Genomic DNA, 26401 nt, shown 5'->3' with positions numbered 1-26401 from the left:
TCAATCGTCCGAACGCTCGTCCCCGAAAAGAAGATCATAGGTAACAGGATCGTAAAATCCCATCAACTTCTTAACAAAAGGACGCACGGGTACGTCAAGGGCTTTTGCCCAATCCGCGTACCGATCCGGCGGGATTCTTCCACGTCCGTTCTCCAGCTGCGAGATGAAGGTATAGTATTCGGCGCCCACACGCATCGCCAGGTCGCGCTGGGTCATGTTTTTTGATTCACGCAGTTCCTTCAGCCAGCGACCTGCGTCCTGCCGCAACTGCTGAACGTGCGGCTCGTTAAGCTTCTGCGGATTCGTATACACGGCACTTGCACCACGCTTTGAGGCCCTGATGCGCGAACGTGGGATCCTGCATCCCACGTTCCGCCTCATGATGCGAGTATAGCAAATATAACAGTCGCAAACAACACAGAATCGCGAAGCAATCTGACGCGACGGAACGTTCGCATTCGCGCTGTGCTTATTTTATTCCTCGCGCATGCTCGTGCGCAACCGCTCGAGCATCGGATCGATCAGATACTGGAGGACGGTTCGCTCTCCAGTGGGCATGATGACCTCGGCCGGAAGACCTGCCGTGAGATGCTCCTGCACGCTGTCGACCTCGTCGTCTTCGACCTGGACGAGCGCGAGGAAATACGCCTGGCCGCTCTGCTCGTCCACAAACCGGTCGTTCGAGACCGAGCGCACCTTGCCGTAGATGAGCGGGAAGTCGGTGGCCTTGAATGAGGGAAAGCGGACTTCCGCCTGCATGTCCACCCTGACCGATTCCTTGTCGAGCGGCGACACGCGAGCCTGAATGATCAACGGTTCATCGACCGGCACCAGATCGAGAAGCGGCTGGCCGGACTGGATGACCGCGCCACGGGTAAAGACCTTGAGATTCTGCACATAGCCGCCGAGTGGCGCCTTCACGACGAGCCGATCGAACACGTCATTGGCGACGACGAAGCGCTGGCGCAGATCCGATATCTTCTGCCTCGCCTCCAGGATCTGCGCGTTCACATCCTCGAGGAACTGCTTCTCGAGCTGCTGGATCTGGAGCTTGGTCTCGCCGATCGAGCCCTCCGCCTTCGCCGTGTCGGCCACGGAACGCCCCACGACTCCCTCGAGCCGCGCCTTCTCACGCTCCAGCGCCAGCACCTGGCTCTTGGCGATCAGCTTCTTCTTGTAGAGCTGCTGCTTGGAATCAAGTTCGTCATCGATCGCCTCCAGCTGGCGCCGCGTTGCCGCCGCTTCCTGCCCGAGGCCGCCGATCTCGGTGTTCAGCTGCTCGATCCGCGAGGTGAGGATCGCCATCTGGCCGGCCAAAGCGTCGCGGCGCTGGTTGAACTGCTTCTCCTGGTCGATGATGGACGCCGCGGTCACCGGCTGGTCCTGGCGGGTCAGCAGTTCTTCGGGGAAATCGATCGCGTCGGCATGATCGCGCTCCGCGACCAGCCTGGCCTCGAGCGCCAGCGCCGAATCCAGCTGGGCGCGGACCATCGACACATTGGCGCGCGCCTCCGTGGTGTCCAGCTCGAAAAGCACGGCGTCCGGCTTGACGAAGTCGCCCTCCTTGACGCGAATCTCACGCACGATTCCGCCTTCGTAGTGCTGGACGGTCTTGCGGTTCGATTCGATAGAGATCACGCCGGGCGCGATGACCGCACTGTCAACGCGGGCGAACGCGCTCCATCCTCCGCCGACCACGAAGGCCAGAACGATCGCTGTATAGCCGAACGCTGCCGGACCGAACCAGTTCTTGTTCGCGACGGGAACGACGCTCTTGGCCTGAGGTATCTGATCGCTCATGACATTCTACGCCTGACCTGCTGTCATTGCGCCGCCCGTTGGCGGCTCCGGCTGGTTCAACTGCGCCACCCGCGGCCCCATCAGCTTGCCCAGCACCGACTGGCGGTCGCCCAGATGCTGGACCTGGCCGTTCATGAGAACCAGGATCTTGTCGGCGATGCCGAGCACGTTCGTCTTGTGGGTGACAAGAATGATGGTCGAGCCGCGTTCCTTCGCGATCTTGATGCCATTGATCAATGCCGCTTCGCCTTCGGCGTCGAGATTGGAGTTCGGCTCATCGAGGACGATCAGCGCCGGCTGATTGTAGAAGGCGCGCGCCAATCCGATGCGCTGCCGCTGACCGCCGGACAACCCGGCGCCCTGGTCGCCGATCCGGGTGTTGTAGCCTTCCGGCAGCGACTGGATCATTTCGTGCACGCCCGCCAGGCGGGCGGCGTCGATGATCTTCGAGCTGTCGCCGTCGAGGAAACGCGCGATGTTCTCGGCGATCGTTCCGCTGAAAAGTTCGATGTCCTGCGGCAGGTAGCCGACGTGCTGGCCAAGCTGCTCGGGCGACCAGTGCTGCAACTCCGAGCCATCGAGGCGAACGGCGCCCGACACAGTCGGCCAGACACCCACGAGCGTGCGGGCAAGCGTCGACTTTCCGGCCGCGCTGGGTCCGATGACGCCGAGCACGTCCCCCGGCTTGAGAGCAAATGTCACACCCCGCAGGCTCGGCATCCGCGTGCCGGGCGGGCATGCGAGCACGTTCTCGACCGAGACGACGCCCTGCGGCGTCGGCAGTGTCACGCGCTCCTGGTCGCTCGGCAGGTTCTCCAGCAGCGCCAGGATTCGCGTCCGGGCCGCCCGCGCCGCGGCAAAACCGCGCCAGTTGGCGACCGCCGCTTCGACCGGCGCAAGCGCGCGGCCCATGATGATCGATGCCGCGATCATGGCCCCGGGAGTGGCAGAACCTTCGATGACGAGATACGCGCCAACGCCAAGGATGCAGATCTGCAGGAAGGAGCGCACGAACTTCGTGCCCGCAATAAAGTTTCCGCCCCGGTCGCTGGCCTTGGACTGCCAGCCGATCACCGCGTCGTGCTGTTTGCGCCAGCGGCTGCGCAGTGCGTTGACCATGCCCATCGCGTGCAGCACCTCGACGTTCCGGAACACCGCCGACGCCCAGTTGTTGGCGACCACGGAGTTCTGCGAGGCTTCCTTGAGCTGCGAGCGGGTGAGGAACTCGTTGCCGAGTGCGAGCGCGAAGATGATGATGGCGCCGGCCAGCGCTACGTAGCCGAAAAAGGGGTGGAGGATGAAGCAGCCGGCGACGAAGATCGGCACCCAGGGCGCGTCGCAGAAGGAAACCAAGCCGCTGCCGGTGAGGAACTCGCGCACGCTGTCGAGGTCGCGCAGCGCCTGAGCCCCTCCCGCGTTGGGCGAACGAAGGCTGCCTTTCGCGACCGCCGCGAAAAGCCGGTCCTTGGCGATGCCGTCGAAAATGGCGCCGACGCGGTTCAGGACGCCGGAGCGCGCGCGCTCCAGCACAGCGAAGACGACAAGCAGGAACGCCGCGATCAGGGTGATCATGACCAGCGTCGTCTCGTTCCGGCTCGTGATGACCCGGTCGTAGACCTGGAGCATGTAGAGCGGACCGACGAACGCCAGCAGATTGATAAAAAAGCTGAAAACCAGGGCGGTGATGAATCCGCCGCGCCCTTCACGGAACGCCTGCGAAAGGAGATTGTCCGCTTTGCTCACGTTGCGCTGCCTACCTTTGTCCTGAGCGTGAACCTCCCTCGCGGTTCACGCGCCCATATAGTGCGAAGATGATACTACTGCAACCGGCCGGAACCTTGCCCACGAATTTCCGGTGTGCGCAATCTACGAAGCACGTCTTGCCAGCCGGCCGCGGGAACGCCGACGAGCACGTCGCGCCCGTTCTGCCGACCCGCAGCCACCTGGATGCCGATCATGTCTCCGGTGGAGATCTGGATGAGCGGTGCTCCGGACATGCCCCTCTCCGCTTTGCACTCGCCCATGAGCATAGCACCGACGAGACGCGTCCGGCAGGGGCTTGAAGTCGACAGGGCATATTTTCGATGCGAGGCATAGCCCATGACCTCGCTGACCGTTTCAGCGGCCGCGCCAACGACCGCCGCCTCCAGGGGCGAAGTTTGTGGCGGCAACCTGTCGGTGAGCACGAGCAGCGCCCAATCGTCGGCCGGGTTCCTGGTCGGCTCGCCGGCATTGTAACCGGGACTGACCATGTAATGGGCCACACGCGCATGATGGTCATAGGCGCCGAGGTGATATCCCGGCAGGAAGTGCAGCGAATCCGCGCGCAACCAGCGCCTGGAGCGGGGGTCGATCAGGCAATGAGCGGCGGTGACGACGATGTTGTCGGCAATCAACGCTCCCGTGCAGTACGCGCCGTTGCCTGCATTGACCCGGCCTATCGCCGCCGCGGGTCCGCCCTCGGCAGCCGTGGCCGGCGAGGCCGCTTGAACGCCAAGCGCGAGGGCGAATGCCAGCCCGGCGGTCGTTGCGATGCGTCGTGCCATGGCTGTGTCGTTACATTCCCCGATAAAGGCTTGGCGCCGGACGCATGTTTCTGCGGGCGTTCTTCAATTGGAGGCTTCGCATGGGGATTACAACTGGAGACTGGGGCTCAATTGGGTCGCCGGTCGAGATTTCCGCGGCTGCGCGACGCCTGGCCTGCCAGTTCCCGCCCTGCCTGCGTACACATTCCACGGCACGGCAAGTTGCGCTAGCCTCTCCCGGCCGAAGGGAGAGTCGGTCGCGCCGCCATGCGCCATCATGCGTGCGGCGCCAACGGGGAGACCTGACATGAGGAGAGCCGACCAGCTGAGCCTGGACGAGATAGATACCCTCTACCGTTCCGTGCTCGCGCGTCCGATCGACGCCCAAGCCCGCACCTACTATGGAGATCGGGCAGGCTCCCCAGCCACCCGCCGGGAAATCCTTCACGCGCTCGCCGGCAGTCCCGAGTTCGCAGCGCTGCCTGAGGACGCGCGGGTGGCGGCACGCGGCCGCCATCCCGAGATCGCCGAATTCGAACGGCACGGCGCCATCCACTGGTTTCACTCGATGGAGTTCCCGGACGGCGGCCGCACGAGCGGCATCAAGCCCCTCGCCACCCTGAAGCGCGAGGCTGAGGCGATCTTCAGGCACGGCGTCGGCGGCAAGAGCGTCCTCGACATCGGCGCCTGGGACGGCTTCTTCTCCTTCGAGGCGGAACGGCGCGGCGCGAGCCGCGTGCTGTCGACGGACTGGTTTTGCTGGGGCGGGCCCGGCTGGGGAACGAAGGCCGGCTACGACCACGCGCACAGACGCCTCTCGTCGCGCTGCGAATCGCTCGAGGTCGATCTGTTCGGCCTCAACCCGCAGGCGCACGGAACCTTCGACGTCGTCCTCTTTCTGGGCGTGCTCTATCACCTGAAGGATCCGCTGGGCGGTCTTGAGTGGGCAGCCGCCATGTCGCACGACAGGATCGTCGTGGAAACCGCCACCAGCCTCAATCGCCAAAAGGCGCCGGCGATGCGGTTTCTTCCGTCGGGGTCGCTCAACGGCGATCCCACCAATTTCTTCGCGCCCAACGTCGCCTGCATCGTCGCCATGCTGCGGGATGCGGGCTTTGCGCGATTCGAAGCCCTGCGCAATCCGGTGATTCCGATGCTGAGGGGCGCTGTTGCGGACCTGCGCGGCGGCAATTCCCGTCACGTGGTGATCGCCTGGAGATAGCGTCTTTCCCCGGCTTTCCAGGCGGCGGCCCCCGCCTGACCCGACAATATTGCCGCACCAGTGCACAACCTCTGCGATTTCCTGCGCGAAGGTCTAGACAGCACCGGCGAGCATGGGTATATGCCCGCCCATCGCCGCTCGGCGACAGTGGGTGTGTAGCTCAGTTGGTAGAGCAGCTGACTCTTAATCAGCGGGTCCACAGTTCGATCCTGTGCACACCCACCAAATTTCCCTGATTTTCCAGATAGATATGGACGGGAACGGGCCTTTGGCTCGGGCGCAGCGTCTCTTGCCTATGTCCGCGATGGCGGTGGGAGCCGCCGAACACCGAGACGCAATGTCCCGCCTTCACAGTTCCGGTCGTTTGTGGTGCTGGAAACACGGTCGCATGTATGTCCGCAAGCCCGCCGCTCGGCCTTTGCGGCACTTTGGGAGTTCACTTGACGACCGAAAACTCGAATTGTTCCCAGCGGTAGACGGCCTTGTATTCCTCGTCGCGCCCGGGCGTCTTGAACACGTTGCGAAAAATCGCTCCGCAGCTCGTCAGTTCTCCGGGGAATGACTTGCATATGAAGTCGTCCTGCACCCATGTTGTTCCAAAGCGGGTCTTGGCACCGACAGTCTCTTTAAGGGCGCCGTCGGCCGAGATCGTGGCCTGCATAGGCAAGAATTGGTTAAGCGCCGACTTCCCCCGCATCTCGTAGCCGAACAGAAGTGATCTGATTGCCGCCCCCGTAAGCCGATCGCTCGATTTCATGCCCGCCGCTGCCAAGGCGGGCAGATCGGGCACGCCTGCCCTGGTCAAGCCGGCCAAAAGGCGTTCGATATCGGTCGTATTCTTGAACACCATGTAGTCTTGGGTGATCAACTGGCTCGGCTCGTATTCCATTCTCCGCGCAACAACCTTCCTGAACGTCTCCAGGGCGACCGCGGCCCGGTCGGTGCGCCCCAGATGCCCAAGGGCCGAAATAAGGACTTGCAGGGCATAAAATTTCACCCGTGGATCGGGTGATTCCAAGTCCATCTTTTCGATAGTGCGAACGGCGCCTTCGAAATTCTCCTGGCTGAACTCGGCCAGTCCGGCCTGGTAGAGCCTGTAGTCCATCCACGAGTTCGGATCGACGCGCGCGGCCGCCTCCAAATAGGTCAGCGCTTCTTTTGGCCTGCCGTTGAAGTTGAGGGCGTTGGCTAGGTTGAGATAGTTCCAGGGATCGCTGGGATCGAGTGCCACCGATTTCAGAAGCACGCTGACAGCTTCGTCCGAATTGTGCTCACGGACCATTAACTCGGCGACGAGCTGATAGTAGCTCGTGGAAGGATGCTTCGACGACGCCTCGAGCGTTTCATGGATCTTGCCGTAGGCCTCGGCCCACGAAAGCCCCATAACCACCGCACGCGTAATATCGGCATTCCAATAGGCCCAGGCGAGCTGTGCGTGGGCCGCGCCGAAATCCGGATCGATCTGCACCGCTCGCTGAAAATACTTCACAGCATGTGCAAATTCCTGGGGGGTGTTGATACGGTTATAGATGTCCATTCCCTTGAGATAGACGTCATAAGCCTCGGGATTGTTCGTGCCTCCCGCACGGGCCGCCGGCGCGCCGCGCACAAGGCGAAGCTCGAGCGCGCCCGCGATGCTGCTGACAACCCTGTCCTGCAGCGCGAATACGTCCGCCCACCGGCCGTCGAAACGCTCCGCCCAGAGATGCCCCAACGTCAAGCTGTCGATCAGTTGCGCATTGATGCGCATGTCGTCGCCGACGCGGCGAATCGAGCCCTCTAGCAGGTACCGGACGCCCAACGCCGCTGCGATCTCCTCCGGCTTCGGGTTCTTGTCCTTGTAGGCGAAGGCCGCGTTGTGGGAGACGACGAAAACACCCGGTAAGCGCGCCAGTTCGGTCGTCAGGTCCTCGGTGAAGCCGTTGGCGAGATATTCCTGTTCTTTGTCGTCGCTGAGATTCTCGAAGGGCAGGACGGCAAGAGACGGCCGCATGTCGCCCGCCTGAACGGCGGGCCTCTCCCACGGCTGCCACCATGCTGCGGCAAGGCCGAGAGCCAGGACGAGAACAGCCGCGGCGGCGGGAAAGCGCCAGGCGCGCGGTTGGCGGCGGACATGGAGGGTCTTGCCCGCGACCGCGGGATTTAGCAGTACACGATACGCCTGAACCGGTTCGGCGATATTCTTAATCCTCTGTTCGCCCATTGCCTCAAAGGCGAACGCCAGCTTCCTCTCTACCTCCTTGGCCACTTTTCCCGAGACGCAGATGCCGCCCGGTTCCGCCAGTTGCTGAAGTCTGGCCGCGATATTGACCCCTTCGCCATACCGGTCGTTACCTTCGACGATCATCTCGCCGAGGTTGATACCGATCCGCACCAGGATCTGTTCCGTTTCGGAAAGCGAGGCGTTGCGCTCCGACAGGCCGCGCTGCAGTGACACTGCGCATTCGACGGCATCGACGACACTGCCGAATTCCGCCAGCATCCCGTCGCCCATCAGCTTGAAGATCTGGCCGTGGTGGCGTGCAATTTCGGGTTCGAACAGTTCCTTGCGCCCGGCACGAAGGCGCTCGAACGTACCGGCCTCGTCGCGCTCCATCAGCGTCGAATAGCCAACTACGTCTGCGGCTAGAATCGCGGAAAGCTTGCGGTCCATGGCGGCCTGGCCTCGGCCGATCATAGTATTGGTCGTTCTGGAAGGAAACCGACCTCACCAGCAGTCAGCAAATCTCTTCTTTCCGCGTGTTTCATCGACGGCTGATACGGCGAGGTCTGACCAATGTCGTAGTCACCACATTCGAGACATTCGAGCTCGCCTGCCGAAATGGCTCATTTTGGGTGCGAGTTTCGCTTTTCACGCCGGGCACGGCAACAATCGCAAAGGGATCGCAAGCGGAAATTCACCCTTCGTCTTGTCCCGCGCGGCTCCCTCGTACTTGGCGGCATTAGCCCTCGCGCGCCCCGTCGCAACCGCCACGCGCCCTGACCTGTGGCGGTTGAGTTCGTCCGCCCTCTGGCGGTCGAACTCATCGTTGAAGTGCCGCGCGAGCGCGCCGGTCAGGGCTGGGACCGGCGGATGACAACAATTGTCACGGCGCATTTCCGACCACGCCACGTTTTCCAGAAGCGCCGACGCTCCCCGTTGGCCTTCCACGCTCCCCGCGGAACAACCATCGCGTTCATGCGTTCGGTCAAGTGTTCAAAACGGAGGTTGCCCGATGAGAAATTTGATAGTTGCTGCCGTAGTCGCCCTCACGGTCGCTGGCTGCAGCCAGACCGAGAGGGGCGCTGCCATCGGCGGTCTTGGCGGCGCGGCGGTTGGCGCAGCGGTCGCCGGTGACGCGGCCGAAGGCGCCGTCGTAGGCGGCCTGATCGGCGCAACCGCAGGCGCTCTGATCGGCAACGCCAACGAGCCCGGCAAGTGCTATTACCGCGGCCGCGACGGTCGCCGCTACATCGCCAACTGCTGATCGGCGACCAAGCAAACACGGATTGCGCACCCGCATACGCGGCGGGCCGCGAAAAGCGCGACCTTGTGCGGCCTTGGCAAACCCAAGGCCACACAAGGTCGATCTTCGCGAACCCGGCGCGATGCGACATCGTCCTCACCCGACCAACCCGACCGGGAACCGCTTCGTTCCGTGAGCCGAAGCGATACCCCGAAAAGCCATATTTCCTGAGCATTCCTGTTTGCGGCTGCACCGGGAGATGATTGAATGGCTTTCAAGTGGGGTCCAACCCTCGTTGCGGGCACGTCCGGCGGCGTGGTGACCTGGAGTCTCGCCCTCACCGCCGGGCAGTTCTATTCCTTCGACGCTGCGATCGGCTTCGACCAGTACCAGCAGATGATCCGGAACGCGTTTGCCCAATGGGAAGCGGTTGCGGACATCGATTTCGTCGAGGTCGCCGATTCCCCTGCCGTCGGCATTCGCTTCGGCTGGGACACCATTGACGGCGTCGGCGGCGCCGTCGCCGAGGCGCAGGTGCACTATTCGATGATCGGGACGACGCTGCTGAGCGCCAGCGCCGAGATCCGGTTCGACTCTGCCGAATTCTGGTATCCGCAGCAGGCCTCGGCCGCTCAACAGTTTTATGCGGTCGCCCTGCACGAGATCGGTCACGCGATCGGCCTCGGCCACAGCAACAACCCCGATTCCATCATGTATCCGGTCGCCCTGGCGAGTGCGCTATCGGCCGAAGATATCGCTCTTGCCCAACAGCTCTACGGGCCGGCGGATGGTCTGGGTCCCTGGAAGGCGCCGGACATCGAGGTGGTGGCAGCGACCTACCAGTTCTTCACCGGAGCGGCGCCAGGCGAGGCCGGCTTCCGCTATCTGATCGATTCGCCGGGGAACGCCAGCGATCTCAACGACGCCTACTATGCGGTCTTCAACCAGGAGAACCGCTTCATCAACTTCGCCAACAATCTCGGCGCGTTCGGGGTCGGCGCGGACGCCTTCGACGCCGCCTATGGTGGGCTGAGCTTCAACCAGGCGGTGGCCGAGGCCTATGACGAGATCGTCGGCATCGCCGCGGCCGAGGCGGCCGGCATCGACGTCGCCGCCGCACTCGCCTTCTTCCAGGGTTCCATCGGCTTCTACACGGCGGTGGCGCTGGAGCGGGTGACGCCGTCCGGCGTCCCGCTCGACGAGGCGACCAAGCTCGTCATGATCGGCTCGGTGCTCCACGAATCCATGAAGGCCGACGTCGGCCTCTATGCCGGGGCCGTCAACGATTTCGTGGCGGCCTACCAGGCCGGCCAGCCAGTCCCCTACGGTGCCGACCTCATCGGCCTCATCGCATGATCGGCCAGGTCATCGAAGGATGACGCCTTCGGCCACCTTCACGGCGTAGCCCCCGATCCGCGCTGCAGACAGCGCGCCGTTCCCGACGTCGAGTTCGAGCCTGATGTTGGATGGCCGGCCCATCTCGAGGCCCTGCTCGATCCAGCATTCGGTCGTGCCATCGACCGGCTGGTCGAAATGCACGATCGCGCCTGCCAGGGCCGCCGCGGCCGACCCCGTCGCAGGGTCTTCCCGCGTGCCCAGGTGGCCGGCGAACATGCGCGCGTGGAACGTGCTCAGGTGCTGCTCGGTCTCGCGGCAGTAGACGTAGGCGGCCGGCGTCGCCGCGTCGCCGCGCGTCCCCACCATCTCCGTCCACAGGCGTGTGTCGAGCCTCGCGCGCGCCGCCGCGTCGAGATTGCGCACCGGCACGCACACATAGGGCACGCCCGCGCTCCACGCGCTGACCACGTGGTTCTCGAATCCGACGTCCTGCGGGTCGAGACCGAGGGCTGCCGCCGCCCCCTCGCGGCTGATCTCGAAAGGCGCCTGTGCCGGCAGACGGGCAAGGCCGAACTCGGCGAACGCCCCGTGCGCCTCGCGCGTGACCAGACAGCGGATCGGGCCGATCTTCTCCTCCAGCACAAGCAGGACCGCGCCGTCGTCGCCCACTTCAGCCGATGCGCCCAGATCAGCGAGCGCGATCGCGGTTCCGGCGGTCGGATGGCCGGCGAAGGGCAGTTCATGGGCCGGCGTGAAGATACGAATCGGCGTACGCGCGCCGCCGGGCGGGGCAAGCACGAAAACCGTCTCAGAAAGGTTGAACTCCTGCGCGATCTCCTGCATCGCGTGATCGTCGAGCCCGACCGAGTCGAGCACGATGGCGAGGGGATTGCCGGCGAACGCCCGATCGGTGAACACGTCGTAGACTAGATATTTGCGCTTCGACATCGTCGGGGTCCCGAACTCTCGCGAACATGGCGGAAAATTAATTTGCAATCGGATGTTCCCGACCTGATCTTTCCTCTGTCGGGACATCGCGCACCATAGGGGTTCGCTATCGACCAGCTTGTCAATCGGCCACAGCCGGAAACTGTTCCGCCGATGGAAATCGCGCTGGGGCTGGACGCCGCCGGCGTCAGTCGCCGCAGACGCAGGCGCCTCCTGACCGTGCTGTTGGCAATCGCGATTGCCGCCGGCGGCGCATTCGCCGCATGGTACTGGCTGTCCCGCCCGTCCGCCCGTCTCGTGTTCCAGACCGCGCCGGCCGCGACGGGCAACCTCACCGTCGAGGTCACCGCCACCGGCAACCTCCAGCCCCTCATCCAGGTCGACATCTCCAGCGAACTGTCCGGTGTCGTCCGCTCCGTGCTGGTCAATGACAACCAGCAGGTGAAGAAGGGTGACGTCCTGGCTGTGCTCGACACGACCCGCCTCGCCGCGCAGGTCGAAGGCGCGATCGCATCGGCGGCCTCGGCGCGCGCCCAGGTTAAGCAGGCCAAGGCCACGCTGAAGGAGACCGAGCAGGTCCTGCTCCGCATCCAGCAGCTCGTTACGCGCGGCACGGCGACCGATCAGGCGGCGGAAACGGCGCTCGCGGCGCGTGATCGCGCCGCAGCGTCGGTTGATGTCGCCGAAGCCAACGTGCAGATCGCCGAGGCGCAGTTGAAGCTGCAGGAGGCCGATCTCGCCAAGAGCAGCATCTATGCGCCGATCGACGGCGTCGTGCTCAAGCGCGACGTCGATCCAGGGCAGACGGTCGCCTCGTCGCTGCAGGCGCCGGTTCTCTTCGTGATCGCAGCTGATCTCCGCCGGATGGAGCTGAAGGCGGCGATCGATGAGGCCGACATCGGCATGGTCGCGCCGGGCCAGTCGGCGAAATTCACGGTCGATGCGTTTTCCGGGCGCACCTTCGACGCCGATATCCGCGACATCGCCTTCGCTTCCGTCACCACGGACGGGGTCGTCACCTACGACGCCAGGCTCGACGTCGACAACGAGGAGCTGCTGCTCAGGCCCGGCATGACTGCGACGGTGGACGTCGTCACGCGCGAGGCGAAGGACGTCATCACCGTGCCGTCCGCGGCGTTCCGCTTCCGGCCGCCGGTCGCGGACGAGCGCGGCGGCTGGAGCCTGACCAACCTCTTCATGCCGCGCATGCCGCGAGGCGCACGCCCCCCGCAGCGCACCGCCCCGGCCGACGGATCGCGAACCATCTACCTGCTGGAGGACGGCCGGCCGAAGTCCGTGCGCGTGAAGACGGGTTCGACGGACGGCGAGCGCACCGAGATCGTTTCCGGTCTTGAGGAAGGTGCGCCGGTCATCGTCGGCTTCAGCGAGGCGCCGGGTTGATCTCCTTGACGCCGCCCCTCATCGCCTTCGACAAGGTCTGGAAGACCTACGGCCATGGCGAGGCGCAGGTGCATGCACTGGCCGGCGTCGACCTGTCGATCCGCCGCGGAGAATTCGTCGCCATCATGGGACCGTCCGGCTCCGGCAAGTCCACGGCGATGAACATCATCGGCTGCCTCGATACGCCGACATCCGGCCGTTATGGCTTCGACACCGTCGACGCCGGACGTCTCGACCGGGACCGTCGCGCCGCGCTGCGCAACCTCTACATCGGTTTCGTATTTCAGGGCTACAATCTCTTGCCGCGCACCACCGCGGTGGAAAATGTCGAGCTCCCGCTCATCTATCGCGGCGTCCCCTCCTCCGAGCGCCGCGAACTGGCGCTGAAGGCTCTGCGCGAGGTCGGGCTCGGCGGCCGTGAACGCCACACGCCGGCCGAGTTGTCCGGCGGACAGCAGCAGCGCGTCGCCATCGCCCGCGCCATCGTCAGCCGCCCTACCCTCCTGGTCGCCGACGAGCCGACGGGCAATCTCGACACCGCCCGCAGCCACGAGATCATGCAACTGCTGACCGGCCTCAACCGGCAACTCGGCCTCACCGTCGTGATGGTCACGCACGAGGCGGATATTGCCGCCTACGCCCAGCGCACCGTCGCCTTCCTCGATGGGCGGGTGGCCTCCGACACACTCAACCTGGAAGCGGCGTGATGCTCCTGGAGACCATCCGCCTCGCCCTCCGCTCCGTACGCCGCAACGCGCTCCGCTCGTTTCTCACGCTTCTCGGCATCGTCATCGGCGTCGCCGCGGTCATCGCCATGATCACCATCGGCAGCGGCACGACCGAGAAGGTGAAGGGCGACATTTCCAAGCTCGGCAGCAACCTGCTGGTGGTGCGCGCCGGCCGGCCGCCGGTTCCGGGGTCGGGGCCGACCGCTCCCGTCCGGCCGCTCGAGGACAGGGATGTCGAGGCGCTGGTCGCACGGGTCGCCGGCGTGCGCGCGGCCTCCCCTGTCTCTCAGAAGACAGTCAGGGTGGTCTACGGCACGGAGAGCCTCACGGTTTCGGTCACCGGTACCGACAGCGCCTATCTGGAAGCGCGCAACTGGAAGGTGGTCTCCGGACGCGCCTTCACCGACTCCGAGGTCCGCGCCGGCGTCGCCAGTTGCCTTCTCGGCGAAACCGTGCGCCGGCAGTTCTTCGGCGTCGGCGACCCGGAAGGCTCGACGATCCGGGTGGGCCGCATGAGCTGCAAGGTCATCGGCCTGCTCGAATCCAAGGGTTTTTCGGGCTTCGGCCAGGATCAGGACAATGTCGTGCTGATGCCGCTCAAGACCTTCCAGCGGCGCATCACCGGCAAGCGCGACATCGAGACCATTTACGTGGCGGCCGAGGACAGTACGCCGACTTCCGTGCTGCAGACCCGCGTCGAGGACATGTTGCGCGAGACGCACCGCATCCCGCCCGATCGCGAGGACGACTTTTCGGTGCGCGACATGACGCAGATCGCCGACGCCATGGCCAGCGCGACGACGACCATGACCGGCATGCTCGGTGCGCTTGCGGGCGTGAGCCTGCTGGTCGGCGGCATCGGCATCATGAACATCATGCTGGTGTCGGTGACGGAGCGGACCCGCGAGATCGGCATCCGGCTGGCGATCGGCGCCCATGAGCGGCACATCCTGGTCCAGTTCCTGGTGGAAGCAACGGTTCTCTCGCTGCTCGGCGGCCTGATCGGCATTGCGATCGGCCTGGCGCTCGCCGCGGCCGCGTCGATTGCGCTCGACATCCCCTTCGCGCCGAGCCTGCCGGTCATCCTGATGGCCGTCGGCTTCTCGGGCCTCATCGGCATGGTGTTCGGCTTCTTCCCCGCACTGCGCGGCGCCCGCCTCGACCCGATCGAGGCGCTGCGGCACGAGTAAGGCCTAATCGTCCTGCCGGAAATGCCAGCGGACGATTTCCGCCATGTGCGGCTTGACGCCGTCGGGCAGGTTTTCGGCCGAGCAGATCAGCACCGGGCCGTCGATCTCGGGCTCGACTTCCGACGCCACGAACGCTTCGATACGGCGGGCAATGACGTCCGCCGGTTCATCGAGGTAGTAGCGCCGCACGATGACGCTACCGCTTTCGAGCGAATAGAGGTGGTAGGCCGGATCTCGCCTCAGGCGGGAAATGTCCAGCCCGGTTTCCTCCCTCACCTCACGGATCATGTTGGCGTCGACATCGACCATGCCGCCGGGGAAATCTACGGGCTCGAACGAGCCGGCTGCGAAGTAGACCATGCCGGCGTTGGCCGTCTGAGCCCCCATCCGGATGGCGATGAGCTGGTTGTCGCTGGAAACCAGGGCGGCGTGCGCATAGGCGTGTTCGGCGGCGCCGCTGCGGTCATGGTCGCGCCAGAACATGAAGGTCGAAAAGCCGATCTCGTGGCATTTACCGACCACCTTCCCGCCGCGATAGGAGAGTTCCGACAACAGCACCACCCGGCCGTCGAATAGGGCTGGATTCTGTGCGGAGATGCGCCGCCAGTTGTCGGCGATCTCCTGGCGATGCTGGAGCTCGAAGGGATGCGGATCGGGCTGCAGCTTCACCTCGACCGCCGTGACCGGAACGATGACGCCGCGCGGGATATCGAAAGCCACCATGTCGACTCAGACGATGTCCAGAGTGATCGCCACCGGACAATGGTCCGATGCCTTGGGCCGGTCCCAGCCGGTGCGCGGGTATCGCTCGACCTCCTGTCCGGGTGGAAAGGGCGTCCGGTAGGGCTGGCCCCTGCGGATGATGTCCGGCATGGCGCCTGAGTTTGCCTGCGCCAGCGCCGGTGACAGCAGGATGTAATCCAACTGGCAAAGATGCCGCTCCCTCGGGCCGCGGGTATGGTAGAGCGTCCAGCGGTCGAGTTCCGGCCGTCGCTCCACGACATTCTCGCAGAATCCGTCGGCCAACAGCACGTCGAGCGCCGACTGATGTTCCTTCACCGGCTCGAACTCGAACCCGGCGTGCGCGTTGCCGGTGATCAACACCCGCTCGCGATAGTCGTTCATATCGCCGCAGATCACCCAGCGCTTGTTCTTGGCGTGCTCCCTGCCGAAGCGCTCCTCGATGATGCGCCGCGTCGCCTTTGCCTCGGCCTGGCGAAGCGGCATCGACGCCTCCCGTCCGGGCAGATTGTTGCGCGGGCCGCCCATGGATTTCAGGTGCAGCGTGTAGATGGTGAGCGGCACGCCGCCGACCGTGACGTCGATCTCGAGGCAGTCGCGCCGAAAGATGCGCTCGAATGGCTCGATCCCGACCTGCGTCAGCTCCGGCGTATGCAGGCCGAATTCGTCGAACGTCACCGAAGCATGGCTCGTCATGCGCACGAACTCGATCGGCTGGCCGTGCGCGGTTTCCGTCCGCATCATGACGGCGACATCTATGCCGCGCGAGTCGTTGCCCGCAGTCGTGTACTTCTGGCGATAGCCCTCGCCGATCATCTTGAAGAGATAGCCATATTCGAAGGCCTTCAGCGCCTCGATGTCGTCCACCTCCTGCAGGCAGATGATGTCCGCCCGCGCCTCGGCGATCGCCAGCGCCGACATCTGCCGCGTATCGTCAGTATGCGCGATGGCGCGAGCCTTCTCGAGCTGCCGGTACTCCGCCTCATCCTTGATCTCGAACAGCGCCAGCGAGCGGTCCTCGTTGAGCTGGTTTCGAAATCCGGAGAAATCGAACCGACGCATCAGGTTTTCGACGTTGAAAGTGGCGAGGCGAAGCGACATCGTTCGAGCATTGCCCGCTGACGGCCGCAAAGACAAGACGCTCTCATCGACCCCGACTGGGCCAGAAGCTTCGCGAGCGTTCCCATCTTGGGATTTGTCTCGCGCCGCGCTATGTTTGGCGGATGCGCAGCCATCCGCAGATCCATTTGCCGAAGGCGATCGCTCTGCTCGCGACGATCGTCGCGCTGCCCGCGCATGCGCTGACGGTTCCCTCGCTGCCTGCCGACGCCATTCCGGCGTCCGATATCGTCCAAGTGCAGGACCTGTGCGGCACCATCGGCAATTGCGGGATCGGCATGGGCGGCGTCAACACGCTCCCGCGCAACACCATTGTACCGGACATCGGGCGTTTCGATCCGGGACACGACAATCGATTCGGCCGCTATCGCTACGAGCCCCCTGACCAGCAACTCGACCTCAGCGTGCCCAGGATGAGAGGCTCGCCTCCGGCGCGCGTCGTGGTCCCGAGGTACACGGGCACCCGAACCAACTTCCGCGTGAAGGATCTGTCGGCGGACCATGTCGATTGGTGCTACGCCAAGTACAAGAGCTACCGCGCCAAGGACAACAGCTACCAGCCTGCGTCGGGACCGCGAAAAGTCTGCGTGTCGCCGTTCAGCTGAGCAATTGGCTGATGGCCTCCGCCGCTAACCGGCGGAAAACCGGATTCCGATGGCGTTGTGTGTCCGCCACCGCACATGCGCGGTCCGCGGCGCTTCCCCATCAAGTTTCAGGCTGAAGCGCGACGGCAGCGCGAAGGTTTCCCCCACGCTGAGCCTGGCTCCGCCATCCGACAGATTGCGCACGACGCATTCGAAGCTGCTGAAACCGCGATTGAATGACAGGATCGCGCCCTTGAGCGCGCGGCGGCGCACTTCGGTGCGCCGCTCCGGGAGATCGGCCCTATCTCCCTCGCAGCCAGTTCCCTTAACGATGTTCATCGACCACCTCCAAATGGCATCCGTGCACCCGAAGCAAGGTCCGCGCCAACATACTGCTCCAGAATGGGACAACCCGTTCGATTTCTCGGTGTTCGGGGCTCTGGCTCGATTAGGGTAGCCGCTGTGAAGGCGGACGAGCACTCGCAATCAGGTTGAAGGATTTGCTGCCAAATGGCCGAAGCGACGACGAAAAAGTAATCCGACCGCCGGGAGTTGAAAGGCCATGCGCGGGCGAAAGAAATGGAGGAAACGTCTCAAATCGTCGGGAATTGGGCGTCGTAGCACCCTGCCGGCAGATTGCCGGCAGGGTAGTATTGAGACGGACTTCTTAGTTCTTGGCCTTGTCGACCAGCTTGTTCTTGGCGATCCACGGCATCATGCCGCGCAGTTTTTCGCCGACTTCCTCGATCTGGTGCGAGTCGTTCATGCGGCGGATGCCCTTGAAGCGCGCTGCGCCCGAACGGTACTCCTGCATCCACTCCGAGGTGAACTTGCCGGTCTGGATGTCCTTCAGGACGCGCTTCATCTCGGCCTTGGTCTCTTCCGTGATGATACGCGGGCCCGACACGTACTCGCCCCACTCGGCGGTGTTCGAGATCGAGTAGTTCATGTTGGCGATGCCGCCCTCGTAGATCAGGTCGACGATCAGCTTCACTTCGTGCAGGCACTCGAAATAGGCCATTTCCGGCGCATAGCCGGCCTCAACCAGCGTCTCGAAGCCGGCGCGGATCAGTTCGACGAGGCCGCCGCACAGAACGACCTGCTCACCGAACAGGTCGGTCTCGCACTCTTCCTTGAAGTTGGTCTCGATGATGCCCGAGCGGCCGCCGCCCACGCCGCAGGCGTAGGAAAGGCCGAGGTCGAGCGCATTGCCCGAGGCGTCCTGATGGACGGCGACGAGGCACGGCACGCCGCCGCCCTTCTGGTACTCGCCGCGCACCGTGTGGCCAGGGCCCTTCGGCGCAACCATCAGCACGTCAACGGTCTTCTTCGGCTCGATCAGGCCGAAATGCACGTTGAGGCCGTGGGCGAAGGCGATCGCCGCGCCGTCGCGGATGTTGTCGGCGATCTCGTTCTTGTAGATATCGGCCTGCAGCTCGTCCGGAGCCGCCATCATGATCAGGTCCGCCCACTTGGCGACCTCGGCCACGGTCATCACCTTGAGCCCGTCGGCCTCGACCTTCTTGGCGGTCGCCGAGCCGGCCTTCAGGCCGATGGCGATCTCCTTGGCGCCCGAATCCTTCAGGTTGAGCGCATGCGCCCTGCCCTGCGAGCCGTAGCCGACGATGGCAACCTTCTTGCCCTTGATCAGGTTGAGATCGGCGTCGCGATCGTAATAAACACGCATTGTCAGACGTTTCCTTACTTGAGTTGAATCATCATGTGAGGCGGATTCTCGGCTCGGCGCTCGCCGCTCCGAAAATGGTGAGGAACTGTGTGGTCGCGAGCGAGGCGTCGCGTTCGATCTCCGCCTTGCTCATCTCGATCATGTCGCCGAGCAGCAGTCGGATCTGCACATCGCGCCCGACGAGGCCGAAGAAGGTGCGGAAGGCGGTCTCTGTGTCGTCGAAGGCGATGAGACCGGCATCGCGCCCGTCCTCCAGCAGCGGCTTGATGCGCTCACCGATCGCGAAGCGGCCGTTGGCGAGCAAGATCCTGCCGAGGCTGCTGTCCTTGGACGCCTGGCTCACGGCGACACGGTTGAGTGCGATGGAGGTTCGGCTCGAGATGACGCTCAGCCAGTTGGCGGCGAAGCGTTCGAGACTCTCGCGCAGCGAAGCCGCGTCGCGCTTCTGGCGGTCGTAGTTGCCGGCGCGAACCTTCGACGCCTGCCAGCGCACGGTCGCGGTCAGCAAGCCGTCCCGGTCGCCGAACCACTTGTACAGCGTTTCCTTTGAACAGTTGGCGCGGCGGGCGACGGCGGTCATGGTGAGCCCCTCGCCCTTCTCGGCCATGAGCTCGAGCACGGCGTCGAGCACCGCCTCCTGGCGGGGCGTCAGGGCAGTCTCCTCCAGAGGCCTACTCTCGTTCAACGGCGAACCTCGCGCATGCGAACCGTACCGTACGTTACGGTTCGGTTTATGCGTTGGTGCCGCCGCGAATGCAAGCGCAATCTTCTCCTTGGCATTGACCGTCGGTCCCAGAGGCACGTCAGGTCACGAACTTCCGCGTGATGTCGTCGACCTTGGCGCAGCCCGCGAGCTTCATCGCCAGCTGGAGCTCCGCGGTCAGGGTCTGAAGCATTGAGGTCACGCCAGGCGCTCCGCCGAGGGCGAGGCTGTAGAGCGTCGGCCGTCCGACCGCGACCGCCCGGGCGCCGAGCGCGAGCGCCTTGAACACATGCACGCCGCGACGCACGCCGCCGTCAAGGAACACGGGAATGTCGGGGCCCACTGCATCGACGATCCCCGGCAGGGCAACAATTGCCGCGGGCACGGTATCGAGCTGCCGCCCGCCATGGTTGGACACCTCGATGGCGGCCGCGCCATGGGCAATGCACTCCTTGGCGTTCTCCGCCGTGAGCGGCCCCTTCACGACTACCGGCAATCCGGACTCCTTTGCGATGAAGTCGATGTCGCTGAAGGTGAGATCGCGCTTAAAGATCTGGAAGAGCTCGGCCAGGCTTACGCCCGTCGGGGCATTGGGAATGTTGGGAAACGGAAGCGAAGCGGGAAACGCAAACCCGTTGCGCCGGTCGGCCTCGCGGTTTCCCGCCCATTCCAGGTCGACGGTGAAGACGATCGCCGTGCAGCCGGTCGACTTGGCTCTTTGCATGAGCTCGCGGTTCACGCCGGCATCCTTGGTATAGTAGAGCTGGAACCATTTTGGGCCGGGATCCGCCTTCGCAATCTCCTCCAGCGGCGTGTTGGCAAGCGTCTGCGCACAGAACAGCGCCCCCGCATCGCCCGCTCCCTTGGAGCTCCCCTTCTCCGCGCTGGCGTGGGCAAGCCCATGCGCGGCCATCGGCGGCACGAATATGGGGATGCCCACTTTCGAGCCCAGAAGCTCCGTCTGGGTGTCTGGGGTTTCCACGCCTGCGAGGTAGCGCGGCAGGATCTGCCAATCGTCGAAGGCGCGGACATTTTCCTTGAGCGTCCACTGGTCCCCCGCCCCGCCGGAGATGTAGCCGAACGGCCCCCTCGGGATAAGCTTTTCAGCTTCTGCCTCGAGGTCGAAGAGATTGATGATGTCGAGCGACCGCTCCGCCGTTCCCGCGACATAGGGCGCGGCGGCGATGTCTCCCTGCTGGGAGGCGGCGGGCGCCGTATTCTGGGCGACCGCCACTCCGCCTCGTCCTGCCACGGTCACTGCGGCCGCAGCACCGAAACCACCGATCAGGAAATCGCGCCGGGATGTCATGTCGAGCTCCTTGCATGAAGCCCCCGCCGCCCCGTTCGCAGCTGCTCAACACTATTCAAGAAGCAGGATTGCGTCGATAGGTTGGTGGTTGTGATGCACGCCGGATCTGCTTCGCGAGCGGTATCTGCGACTGTAGCTCGCCCCCGCCCGCACAGCACCGCAGTCGTTGGTCGGCGAGTTTCGCGCTGGACGAGCGCTGCGAGCTGAAAATGTGGTCGAGGCCGACCGAGGACGAACCTTTGCGCCTCGGTGCATCCGGCGTCTTTCAGCCAGTGCCGTAGTCGTCCATAACAAGGACGACGCCCAGCCGGTTCCATTTATTCCCAGCACCCGGTCACGCGGGCGCGCGTTGCCAATGTTCAATATGCCGGCGCAGCCCTCAGATCGCCACCTGGGTGCCGACCTCGACCACCCGTCCGGTCGGAATCTGGAAATACTCGGTCGCGTCGGCCGCGGTGCGGGCAAGCCCGATGAAAAGCTTGTCCTGCCAGACCGGCATGCCCGAGTTTGGCGACGCCTTCAGCGAACGCCGCGACAGGAAGAACGACGTGGTCATGATGTCGAACTTCCATCCCATCTTGCGGCAGATCGCCAGCGCCTTCGGGATGTTCGGGTGCTCCATATAGCCGAAGGTCAGCCGCACCCGCATGAAGAGATCGTTGATCCTCTCCATGCTGACGCGCTCGCTTTCAGGCACTGTCGGCTGCTGCGCCGTCACCACCGAAAGGACGACGTTCTGTTGGTGCAGAACCTTGTAGTGCTTGAGGCTGTGCATGAGCGCGGTCGGCGCGCTGAGTGGATCGCTGGTGAGGAAAACCGCGGTTCCCTCTACCAGTTGGGGCGTCTTGCTGACCAGGTTGTTGGCGAGGAAGTCGAGCGGGACTTCGTTCTTGCGCGTCTTCTCGAAAAGGAAGTTCGTGCCCCGCACCCAGGTGAACATGATGACGCCCATCATTCCGGCCACGCAGATCGAGACCCAGCCGCCGTCGAGCACCTTCGCCGCATTGGCGAGGAAGAAGCCGATATCGAGGATGCCGAAGGCGATCGTCAGCGCAACTGCCGCTGCGAGCGGCCACTTCCAGCGATGCCGCATGACCACGAACAAGAGGATCGTGGTCATCAGCATCTCGCCGGTGACTGAAATGCCATAGGCAGACGCCAGTCCGCTCGACTCGCCGAAGCCGACAACCAGAAGCATGACGCCCAGCGCGAGCAGAAGATTGACCCGCGGCAGGTAGATCTGGCCGGACTGGGTCTGCGACGTATGCTGGATTTCGAAGCGCGGCAGCAGGTTGAGCTGCACCGCCTGGCGGGTCAGCGAATACGCGCCGGTGATGACCGCCTGACTGGCGATGACGGTGGCGGCGGTCGCAAGGAGCACGACCGGCAGCAGCCCCCATTCAGGCAGCATCTCGAAGAACGGATTGTGCGGCGTACCCCCGTGGGCGAGGACGAACGCCCCCTGCCCGAAATAGTTCAGCAGCAGGCAGGGAAAGACAGCCACCACCCAGGCAAGCACGATCGGCTTGCGGCCGAAATGACCGAGATCGACATAAAGGGCTTCCGCACCCGTGACTGCCAGGAACACAGCGCCGATGGTGATGAAGGAGACTTCGGGCTGGCCGGTGAGATAGGCGAACGCATAGTAGGGGTTGACCGCGAACAGCACGGTCGGATCGTCGGCGATATGGTAGATGCCGAATCCGCCGAGCGCCGCGAACCAGAGCGCCATGACGGGACCAAACACGCGCGCGACGCTTGCGGTCCCGAAACGCTGTACAGCGAAGAGCAGCGCGAGGATGACGAGCGTGGTCGGCACCACGAAGGGATCGAAGGCGGGAGTGACCACGCTCAGGCCCTCGACCGCCGACAGCACGGAAATGGCTGGCGTGATGATGGCGTCGCCGAAGAACAGCGCCGCGCCGCACAGGCCGATCGCGAGGATCGCTCGCGCTCGCTTGGGATAGCTGGCGCGCGCCAGCGCCATCAGCGAAAGCGTGCCACCCTCGCCGCGGTTGTCGGCGCGCAGCACGAAGACGACGTATTTGATGGTGACGATCAGCGTCAGCGCCCAGATGATGAGCGACAAAACCCCCAGAACATCGGCCCGGCTGGCTACGCCGCCGGCGGACGAGGCGTGGAGGGCCTCGCGGAAGGCGTAGATGGGGCTCGTCCCGATGTCGCCGTAGACGACGCCGAGGGCGGCAAGCATCAGCGCCTTCGTGTTGTGGGAGGCGTCGGGCTCCACCTGAACAGCGGGCCGCGCAGGCTTAGCCTCAGGACCGACATGGGCACGGGCCATGCAGAAACTCCACCAGAGCGGGCGGTGCTCTACGCTTGCTGCACTGCAATAGCAATTGCTGCTTTGGTATGGCTGACCGCCATGCCGTGCACGCGGAACATTGCTACCAGCCGCTCGCCTTCAGGAACCGCCGCACCGTACCCGCCATTCCGAACTCGAGCGCGTCGGCCGTGAGACCGTGACCGATCGAGACCTCGGCAAGGAAGGGAACGGCGCGCATCAGCGCGGGCAGGTTGTCGACCGTAAGGTCATGCCCTGCATTGACATCCAATCCCTTCGCGCGCGCGGCCTCAGCCGTTTTCGCCAATTTATCCAACTCCTTCGCGGCCTTTCCGGAATCGGCGTGGCAGGAGCCGTAGGGGCCTGTGTAGAGTTCGATCCGGTCTGCGCCGGTATCGGCCGCAGCCGCCATCCCCACAGGGTCCGGGTCCGAGAACAGGGACACGCGCATGCCGCCCTTCTTCAGTCGTTGGACGATCGGTGTCAGAAACGCCGCGCTTTCGGCGAAGTTCCAGCCATGGTCCGAGGTCGGCTGTGAAGGATCGTCGGGCACCAGCGTCACCTGGTCGGGCTGGTTCTTCTCCACCAGCCGCAGAAATTCCTCGGAAGGATAGCCCTCAATGTTGAATTCCGTGTGCGGGAACTCGTCGTCGATCAGCGCCCGGATCTCGGGCAGGTCGGAATTACGCGTATGACGCTCATCGGGTCGGGGGTGCACCGTCAACCCGTGCCCGCCCGCTGCAAGCGCGATGCGGCCGAGGCCGATGACGCTCGGCCACGGCAGGTCCCGCCGGTTGCGCAGCAGGGCGATGGCGTTGAGGTTGACGGAGAGTTTTGCGGGCATGTCTGGCATTCCGGGGTACGAGGGCGTGCAGCTATACCCCGATTGCATCTGCCGTGCATATGCCTGTGCGTGGTTCCCGCGAGTCCAGCAGTGCCACCGCGGCGTGCCTCCCCGTGACGCCTACCTCACAACCGTGAGACGCTCCGCCGCCCGCGTCACCGCCGTATAGAGCCAGCGCTGCCGCGTATCCTTGAACGCCCAGCTCTCGTCGAACAGCACCACGTCGTTCCACTGCGAGCCCTGCGCCTTGTGGACCGTCAGCGCGTAGCCGTAGTCGAAATCGTCAAAACGCTTCTTCTGCTGCCAGGGAATGTCGGCGTCAGGATCGTCGAACGCCGCCTTGAGCAGCTTGATCTTCGCCACGCCGCGGTCCGGATCGTCCTCTTCCGGGGAAACGAGCAGGTTTATCCCCGGCTTCACGGTCTCGCGCGAGGAGGTCATGACCTTCCAGAGCGATCCGTTGAGCAGGCCCTTGGCAGGATCGTTGCGCAGGCAGACCAGCTTGTCGCCGGCCTGTGGATAGCTCGCGGTGAACCCCTTCAGCTCGCGCAGACGCGTGTTGTAGCGCCGCCGCGTGCGGTTGGTGCCGACCAGCACCTGATCGGCCTTCAGCACCAGGTCCTGGGTCACGTCTTCCTTGCCGATCACCTGTGCGGCGCCGTAGTCGCCCTTCATGAACTCCCGCCCCTCGCGCACGTCGAGGGCGAGGCGGATGATGGGATTGTCGCGCGCCTGGCGGTGGATCTCGGTCAGCAGGAAGTCCGGTTCGTGATCGGTGAAGAAGCCGCCGCCGGAAATCGGCGGCAGCTGCCCCGGATCGCCGAGAACGAGGATAGGCGTGCCGAACGTCATGAGGTCGCGGCCGAGTTGCTCGTCCACCATCGAGCACTCGTCGATGATGATGAGCTTGGCCCGGGCGACCGGGCTCTGGCGGTTGAGCGAGAAGGTGGGCGACATGGACGTCTTGCCGGTCGACTCGTCCTCCACTGCCTCCTCGCCGCGCGGTCGGTAGATCAGCGAGTGTATGGTGCGGGCGTTGGTCGCCCCTTTCGAACGCAGCACCTGAGCCGCTTTGCCGGTGAAGGCGGCGAACTGCACCTGACCGTCGACGTGCTCGGCGAAATGACGCGCCAGCGTCGTCTTGCCGGTGCCTGCATAGCCGAAAAGGCGAAACACCTGCGGCCGGCCGGATTTCAGCCAGCGCGCAACAGCCTTCAGCGCGTCATCCTGCTGCGGAGAGAAGTCCATGGTTCCGACTGACAGGATTCGGTCGCGAAGGGCAAGGCCGTGCCGGCCTGCTCGACAGGAAGATTGCCGCGCCTCTTCGACGCCATGTTTGCGGACAACTCTTGTCCGATATCGATTCGCAGCGGGGATGCTTCCATCAAGGTTCCGATATGTTCAAGCCAGCCGAGGTCTCGCTGACCCCGCTCCGGTAGCTTCAGCCGTCACTGCTTCGGGAGGGGTCACAACCTCCCGCGCGATACGCGATTCACGATCATTTGTGACGCAAAGCCCTGCGTGGCGGCAAAGACTCTGCTCCAAACCGAACGACTCAGCTATCCTGGCTTCGACCAACCACAAGGTGCCTTGCCAGCGGCCGCTCGGCCGAGCGATGCGCGATTCGACAGAGACGACCCCTTCATCCGATTAAAATCACTTCTCAATCCTGAGTCTGACGCTGGCGTTAACCATTGGTTAACCATCGGATGCGAAGGGATCTAAGCAACGGAAAATTAACCTAGATGACCAAAGCGTTAACCGACACGCGTGCGATCCGGCTGAAGGGTCGCTCCTTCCTCGCTCTGGTGCTTTCTCCGGACCTGCCCTTCGATGGATGGCTGGCCCGCCTCGACGACCTGGCGGCGCGTTCCGCTGGCTTTTTTCTCGGACGACCGGTTGTGCTCGACATCGAGAACCTCGACGTCAACCGGTCGCAGCTCGCCGAACTGATCGCCGCGCTCGCGCAGCGCAACGTGTGGATCATGGGCGTCGAAGGCGCTCGTCCCTCGCAGGTCGGCCCGGGAATGCCCCCTGCCCTCAAGGGTGGCCAGGCGGCGCCCGACTTCGAGGCCCCGGCGGTTGACGCGCGCGAGACCGCGCCTGCCACCGAGGACGCGGCCGAGCCTGCCGCTCTCGCCGTTACGTCGCCGGTCCGGGCAACGGCATCGATCATCATCAAGGAGCCGGTGCGCTCCGGACAATCCGTGATCTTCCCCGAAGGCGACGTCACCATTGTCGGATCGGTCGCATCAGGCGCGGAGATCGTCGCCGGCGGCTCGATCCATGTTTACGGGACGCTGCGCGGCCGGGCGCTGGCCGGATCGGTCGGCAACGCCTCCGCCCGCATCTTCTGCCGCAAGCTGGAAGCGGAACTGCTGGCGATCGACGGCCTCTACAAGACGGCCGAGGACATGGACCGCAAGCTGCGCGGGCAGGCCGTCCAGTTCTGGCTGGAGGGCGACACCATCATGGCGGAAACACTAGGCTGAGCCGGCGGCAGACCGGAGGACA

23 protein-coding genes and 1 tRNA gene are annotated in these 26401 nt (G+C 64.4%); 9 read left to right on the top strand and 15 right to left on the bottom strand.

Annotation, left to right across the window (positions count from 1 at the left end):
• The 4 genes from PD284_RS12025 to PD284_RS12010 all read right to left on the bottom strand — a co-directional run bounded on the left by PD284_RS12025 (position 1) and on the right by PD284_RS12010 (position 4346).
• Positions 1-312, bottom strand: coding sequence for a helix-turn-helix domain-containing protein (locus PD284_RS12025; protein ID WP_274628428.1), 312 nt, complete (start codon positions 310-312; stop codon positions 1-3).
• 162 nt (positions 313-474) lie between these two features.
• Positions 475-1800, bottom strand: a complete 1326-nt coding sequence (locus tag PD284_RS12020) for an HlyD family type I secretion periplasmic adaptor subunit (protein ID WP_274628427.1) — start codon at positions 1798-1800, stop codon at positions 475-477.
• A gap of 6 nt (positions 1801-1806) precedes the next feature.
• On the bottom strand, positions 1807-3543 hold the full coding sequence (locus PD284_RS12015) for a type I secretion system permease/ATPase (RefSeq protein ID WP_274628426.1): 1737 nt from the start codon (positions 3541-3543) through the stop codon (positions 1807-1809).
• Between the two features lie 74 nt (positions 3544-3617).
• Entirely contained in the window at positions 3618-4346 is a 729-nt protein-coding gene (locus tag PD284_RS12010; protein ID WP_274628425.1) for a trypsin-like serine peptidase, read from the bottom strand.
• A gap of 286 nt (positions 4347-4632) precedes the next feature.
• Between PD284_RS12010 and PD284_RS12005 the strand changes: the two genes are divergently transcribed.
• Entirely contained in the window at positions 4633-5547 is a 915-nt protein-coding gene (locus PD284_RS12005; protein ID WP_274628424.1) for a DUF1698 domain-containing protein, read from the top strand.
• Positions 5548-5696: 149 nt separating this feature from the next.
• Positions 5697-5772, top strand: a tRNA-Lys gene (locus tag PD284_RS12000).
• Between the two features lie 211 nt (positions 5773-5983).
• Here PD284_RS12000 and PD284_RS11995 read toward each other — a convergent pair.
• Positions 5984-8200, bottom strand: a complete 2217-nt coding sequence (locus tag PD284_RS11995) for a tetratricopeptide repeat protein (RefSeq protein ID WP_274628423.1) — start codon at positions 8198-8200, stop codon at positions 5984-5986.
• Between the two features lie 562 nt (positions 8201-8762).
• Between PD284_RS11995 and PD284_RS11990 the strand changes: the two genes are divergently transcribed.
• Positions 8763-9014 (top strand): glycine zipper domain-containing protein, encoded by a 252-nt coding sequence (locus PD284_RS11990; protein ID WP_274628422.1) that lies wholly within the window; start codon positions 8763-8765, stop codon positions 9012-9014.
• A 246-nt stretch (positions 9015-9260) separates the two neighbouring features.
• A complete protein-coding gene (locus tag PD284_RS11985; RefSeq protein ID WP_274628421.1) occupies positions 9261-10349 on the top strand; it encodes a matrixin family metalloprotease in 1089 nt (362 codons plus the stop codon).
• Positions 10350-10358: 9 nt separating this feature from the next.
• Here PD284_RS11985 and PD284_RS11980 read toward each other — a convergent pair whose 3' ends face one another.
• Positions 10359-11279: a PhzF family phenazine biosynthesis protein gene (locus PD284_RS11980; protein WP_274628420.1), complete on the bottom strand. Its 921-nt coding sequence runs from the start codon at positions 11277-11279 to the stop codon at positions 10359-10361.
• Positions 11280-11387: 108 nt separating this feature from the next.
• Here PD284_RS11980 and PD284_RS11975 point away from each other — a divergent pair, with 108 nt between their 5' ends.
• From PD284_RS11975 to PD284_RS11965, 3 genes are read left to right on the top strand one after another with little or no spacing between them, the layout of a single operon-like run.
• Positions 11388-12680 carry an efflux RND transporter periplasmic adaptor subunit gene (locus PD284_RS11975; RefSeq protein ID WP_274630617.1) on the top strand — a complete coding sequence of 431 codons (1293 nt, stop codon included), beginning with the start codon at positions 11388-11390 and terminating at the stop codon, positions 12678-12680.
• Positions 12681-12685: 5 nt separating this feature from the next.
• Positions 12686-13387 carry an ABC transporter ATP-binding protein gene (locus tag PD284_RS11970; protein ID WP_411956199.1) on the top strand — a complete coding sequence of 234 codons (702 nt, stop codon included), beginning with the start codon at positions 12686-12688 and terminating at the stop codon, positions 13385-13387.
• Positions 13387-14598 (top strand): ABC transporter permease, encoded by a 1212-nt coding sequence (locus tag PD284_RS11965; protein WP_274628419.1) that lies wholly within the window; start codon positions 13387-13389, stop codon positions 14596-14598. The genes PD284_RS11970 and PD284_RS11965 overlap by 1 nt, the downstream gene beginning before the upstream one ends.
• 3 nt (positions 14599-14601) lie before the next feature.
• On the opposite strand, the gene PD284_RS11960 is transcribed toward PD284_RS11965, so the two are convergent.
• Positions 14602-15318, bottom strand: coding sequence for an NUDIX hydrolase (locus PD284_RS11960; protein WP_274630615.1), 717 nt, complete (start codon positions 15316-15318; stop codon positions 14602-14604).
• 9 nt (positions 15319-15327) lie between these two features.
• Entirely contained in the window at positions 15328-16440 is a 1113-nt protein-coding gene (locus PD284_RS11955) for an endonuclease/exonuclease/phosphatase family protein (protein ID WP_274628418.1), read from the bottom strand.
• 122 nt (positions 16441-16562) lie between these two features.
• On the opposite strand from PD284_RS11955, the gene PD284_RS11950 reads away from it, so the two are divergent.
• On the top strand, positions 16563-17063 hold the full coding sequence (locus tag PD284_RS11950) for a BA14K family protein (protein WP_274628417.1): 501 nt from the start codon (positions 16563-16565) through the stop codon (positions 17061-17063).
• 24 nt (positions 17064-17087) lie between these two features.
• Here PD284_RS11950 and PD284_RS11945 read toward each other — a convergent pair whose 3' ends face one another.
• The 7 genes from PD284_RS11945 to PD284_RS11915 form a co-directional block, all read right to left on the bottom strand.
• Positions 17088-17381 (bottom strand): PilZ domain-containing protein, encoded by a 294-nt coding sequence (locus tag PD284_RS11945; protein WP_274628416.1) that lies wholly within the window; start codon positions 17379-17381, stop codon positions 17088-17090.
• Positions 17382-17709: 328 nt separating this feature from the next.
• Positions 17710-18729, bottom strand: coding sequence for a ketol-acid reductoisomerase (gene ilvC / locus PD284_RS11940; protein ID WP_274628415.1), 1020 nt, complete (start codon positions 18727-18729; stop codon positions 17710-17712).
• Positions 18730-18760: 31 nt separating this feature from the next.
• A complete protein-coding gene (locus PD284_RS11935) occupies positions 18761-19414 on the bottom strand; it encodes a TetR/AcrR family transcriptional regulator (RefSeq protein ID WP_274628414.1) in 654 nt (217 codons plus the stop codon).
• 118 nt (positions 19415-19532) lie between these two features.
• A complete protein-coding gene (locus PD284_RS11930; RefSeq protein WP_274628413.1) occupies positions 19533-20741 on the bottom strand; it encodes an alpha-hydroxy-acid oxidizing protein in 1209 nt (402 codons plus the stop codon).
• A 379-nt stretch (positions 20742-21120) separates the two neighbouring features.
• Positions 21121-23043: a potassium transporter Kup gene (locus PD284_RS11925; RefSeq protein ID WP_411956198.1), complete on the bottom strand. Its 1923-nt coding sequence runs from the start codon at positions 23041-23043 to the stop codon at positions 21121-21123.
• A 103-nt stretch (positions 23044-23146) separates the two neighbouring features.
• Entirely contained in the window at positions 23147-23887 is a 741-nt protein-coding gene (locus PD284_RS11920; protein ID WP_274628412.1) for a pyridoxine 5'-phosphate synthase, read from the bottom strand.
• A 120-nt stretch (positions 23888-24007) separates the two neighbouring features.
• Positions 24008-25135 (bottom strand): ATP-dependent DNA helicase, encoded by a 1128-nt coding sequence (locus tag PD284_RS11915; RefSeq protein ID WP_274628411.1) that lies wholly within the window; start codon positions 25133-25135, stop codon positions 24008-24010.
• A gap of 497 nt (positions 25136-25632) precedes the next feature.
• Between PD284_RS11915 and minC the strand changes: the two genes are divergently transcribed.
• On the top strand, positions 25633-26379 hold the full coding sequence (gene minC / locus PD284_RS11910) for a septum site-determining protein MinC (protein WP_274628410.1): 747 nt from the start codon (positions 25633-25635) through the stop codon (positions 26377-26379).
• Positions 26380-26401: the final 22 nt, after the last annotated feature.

Source organism: Mesorhizobium shangrilense (assembly GCF_028826155.1).
Classification (GTDB): Bacteria; Pseudomonadota; Alphaproteobacteria; order Rhizobiales; family Rhizobiaceae; genus Arvimicrobium; species Arvimicrobium flavum.
This window is presented reverse-complemented; position numbering and strand designations above follow the sequence as displayed.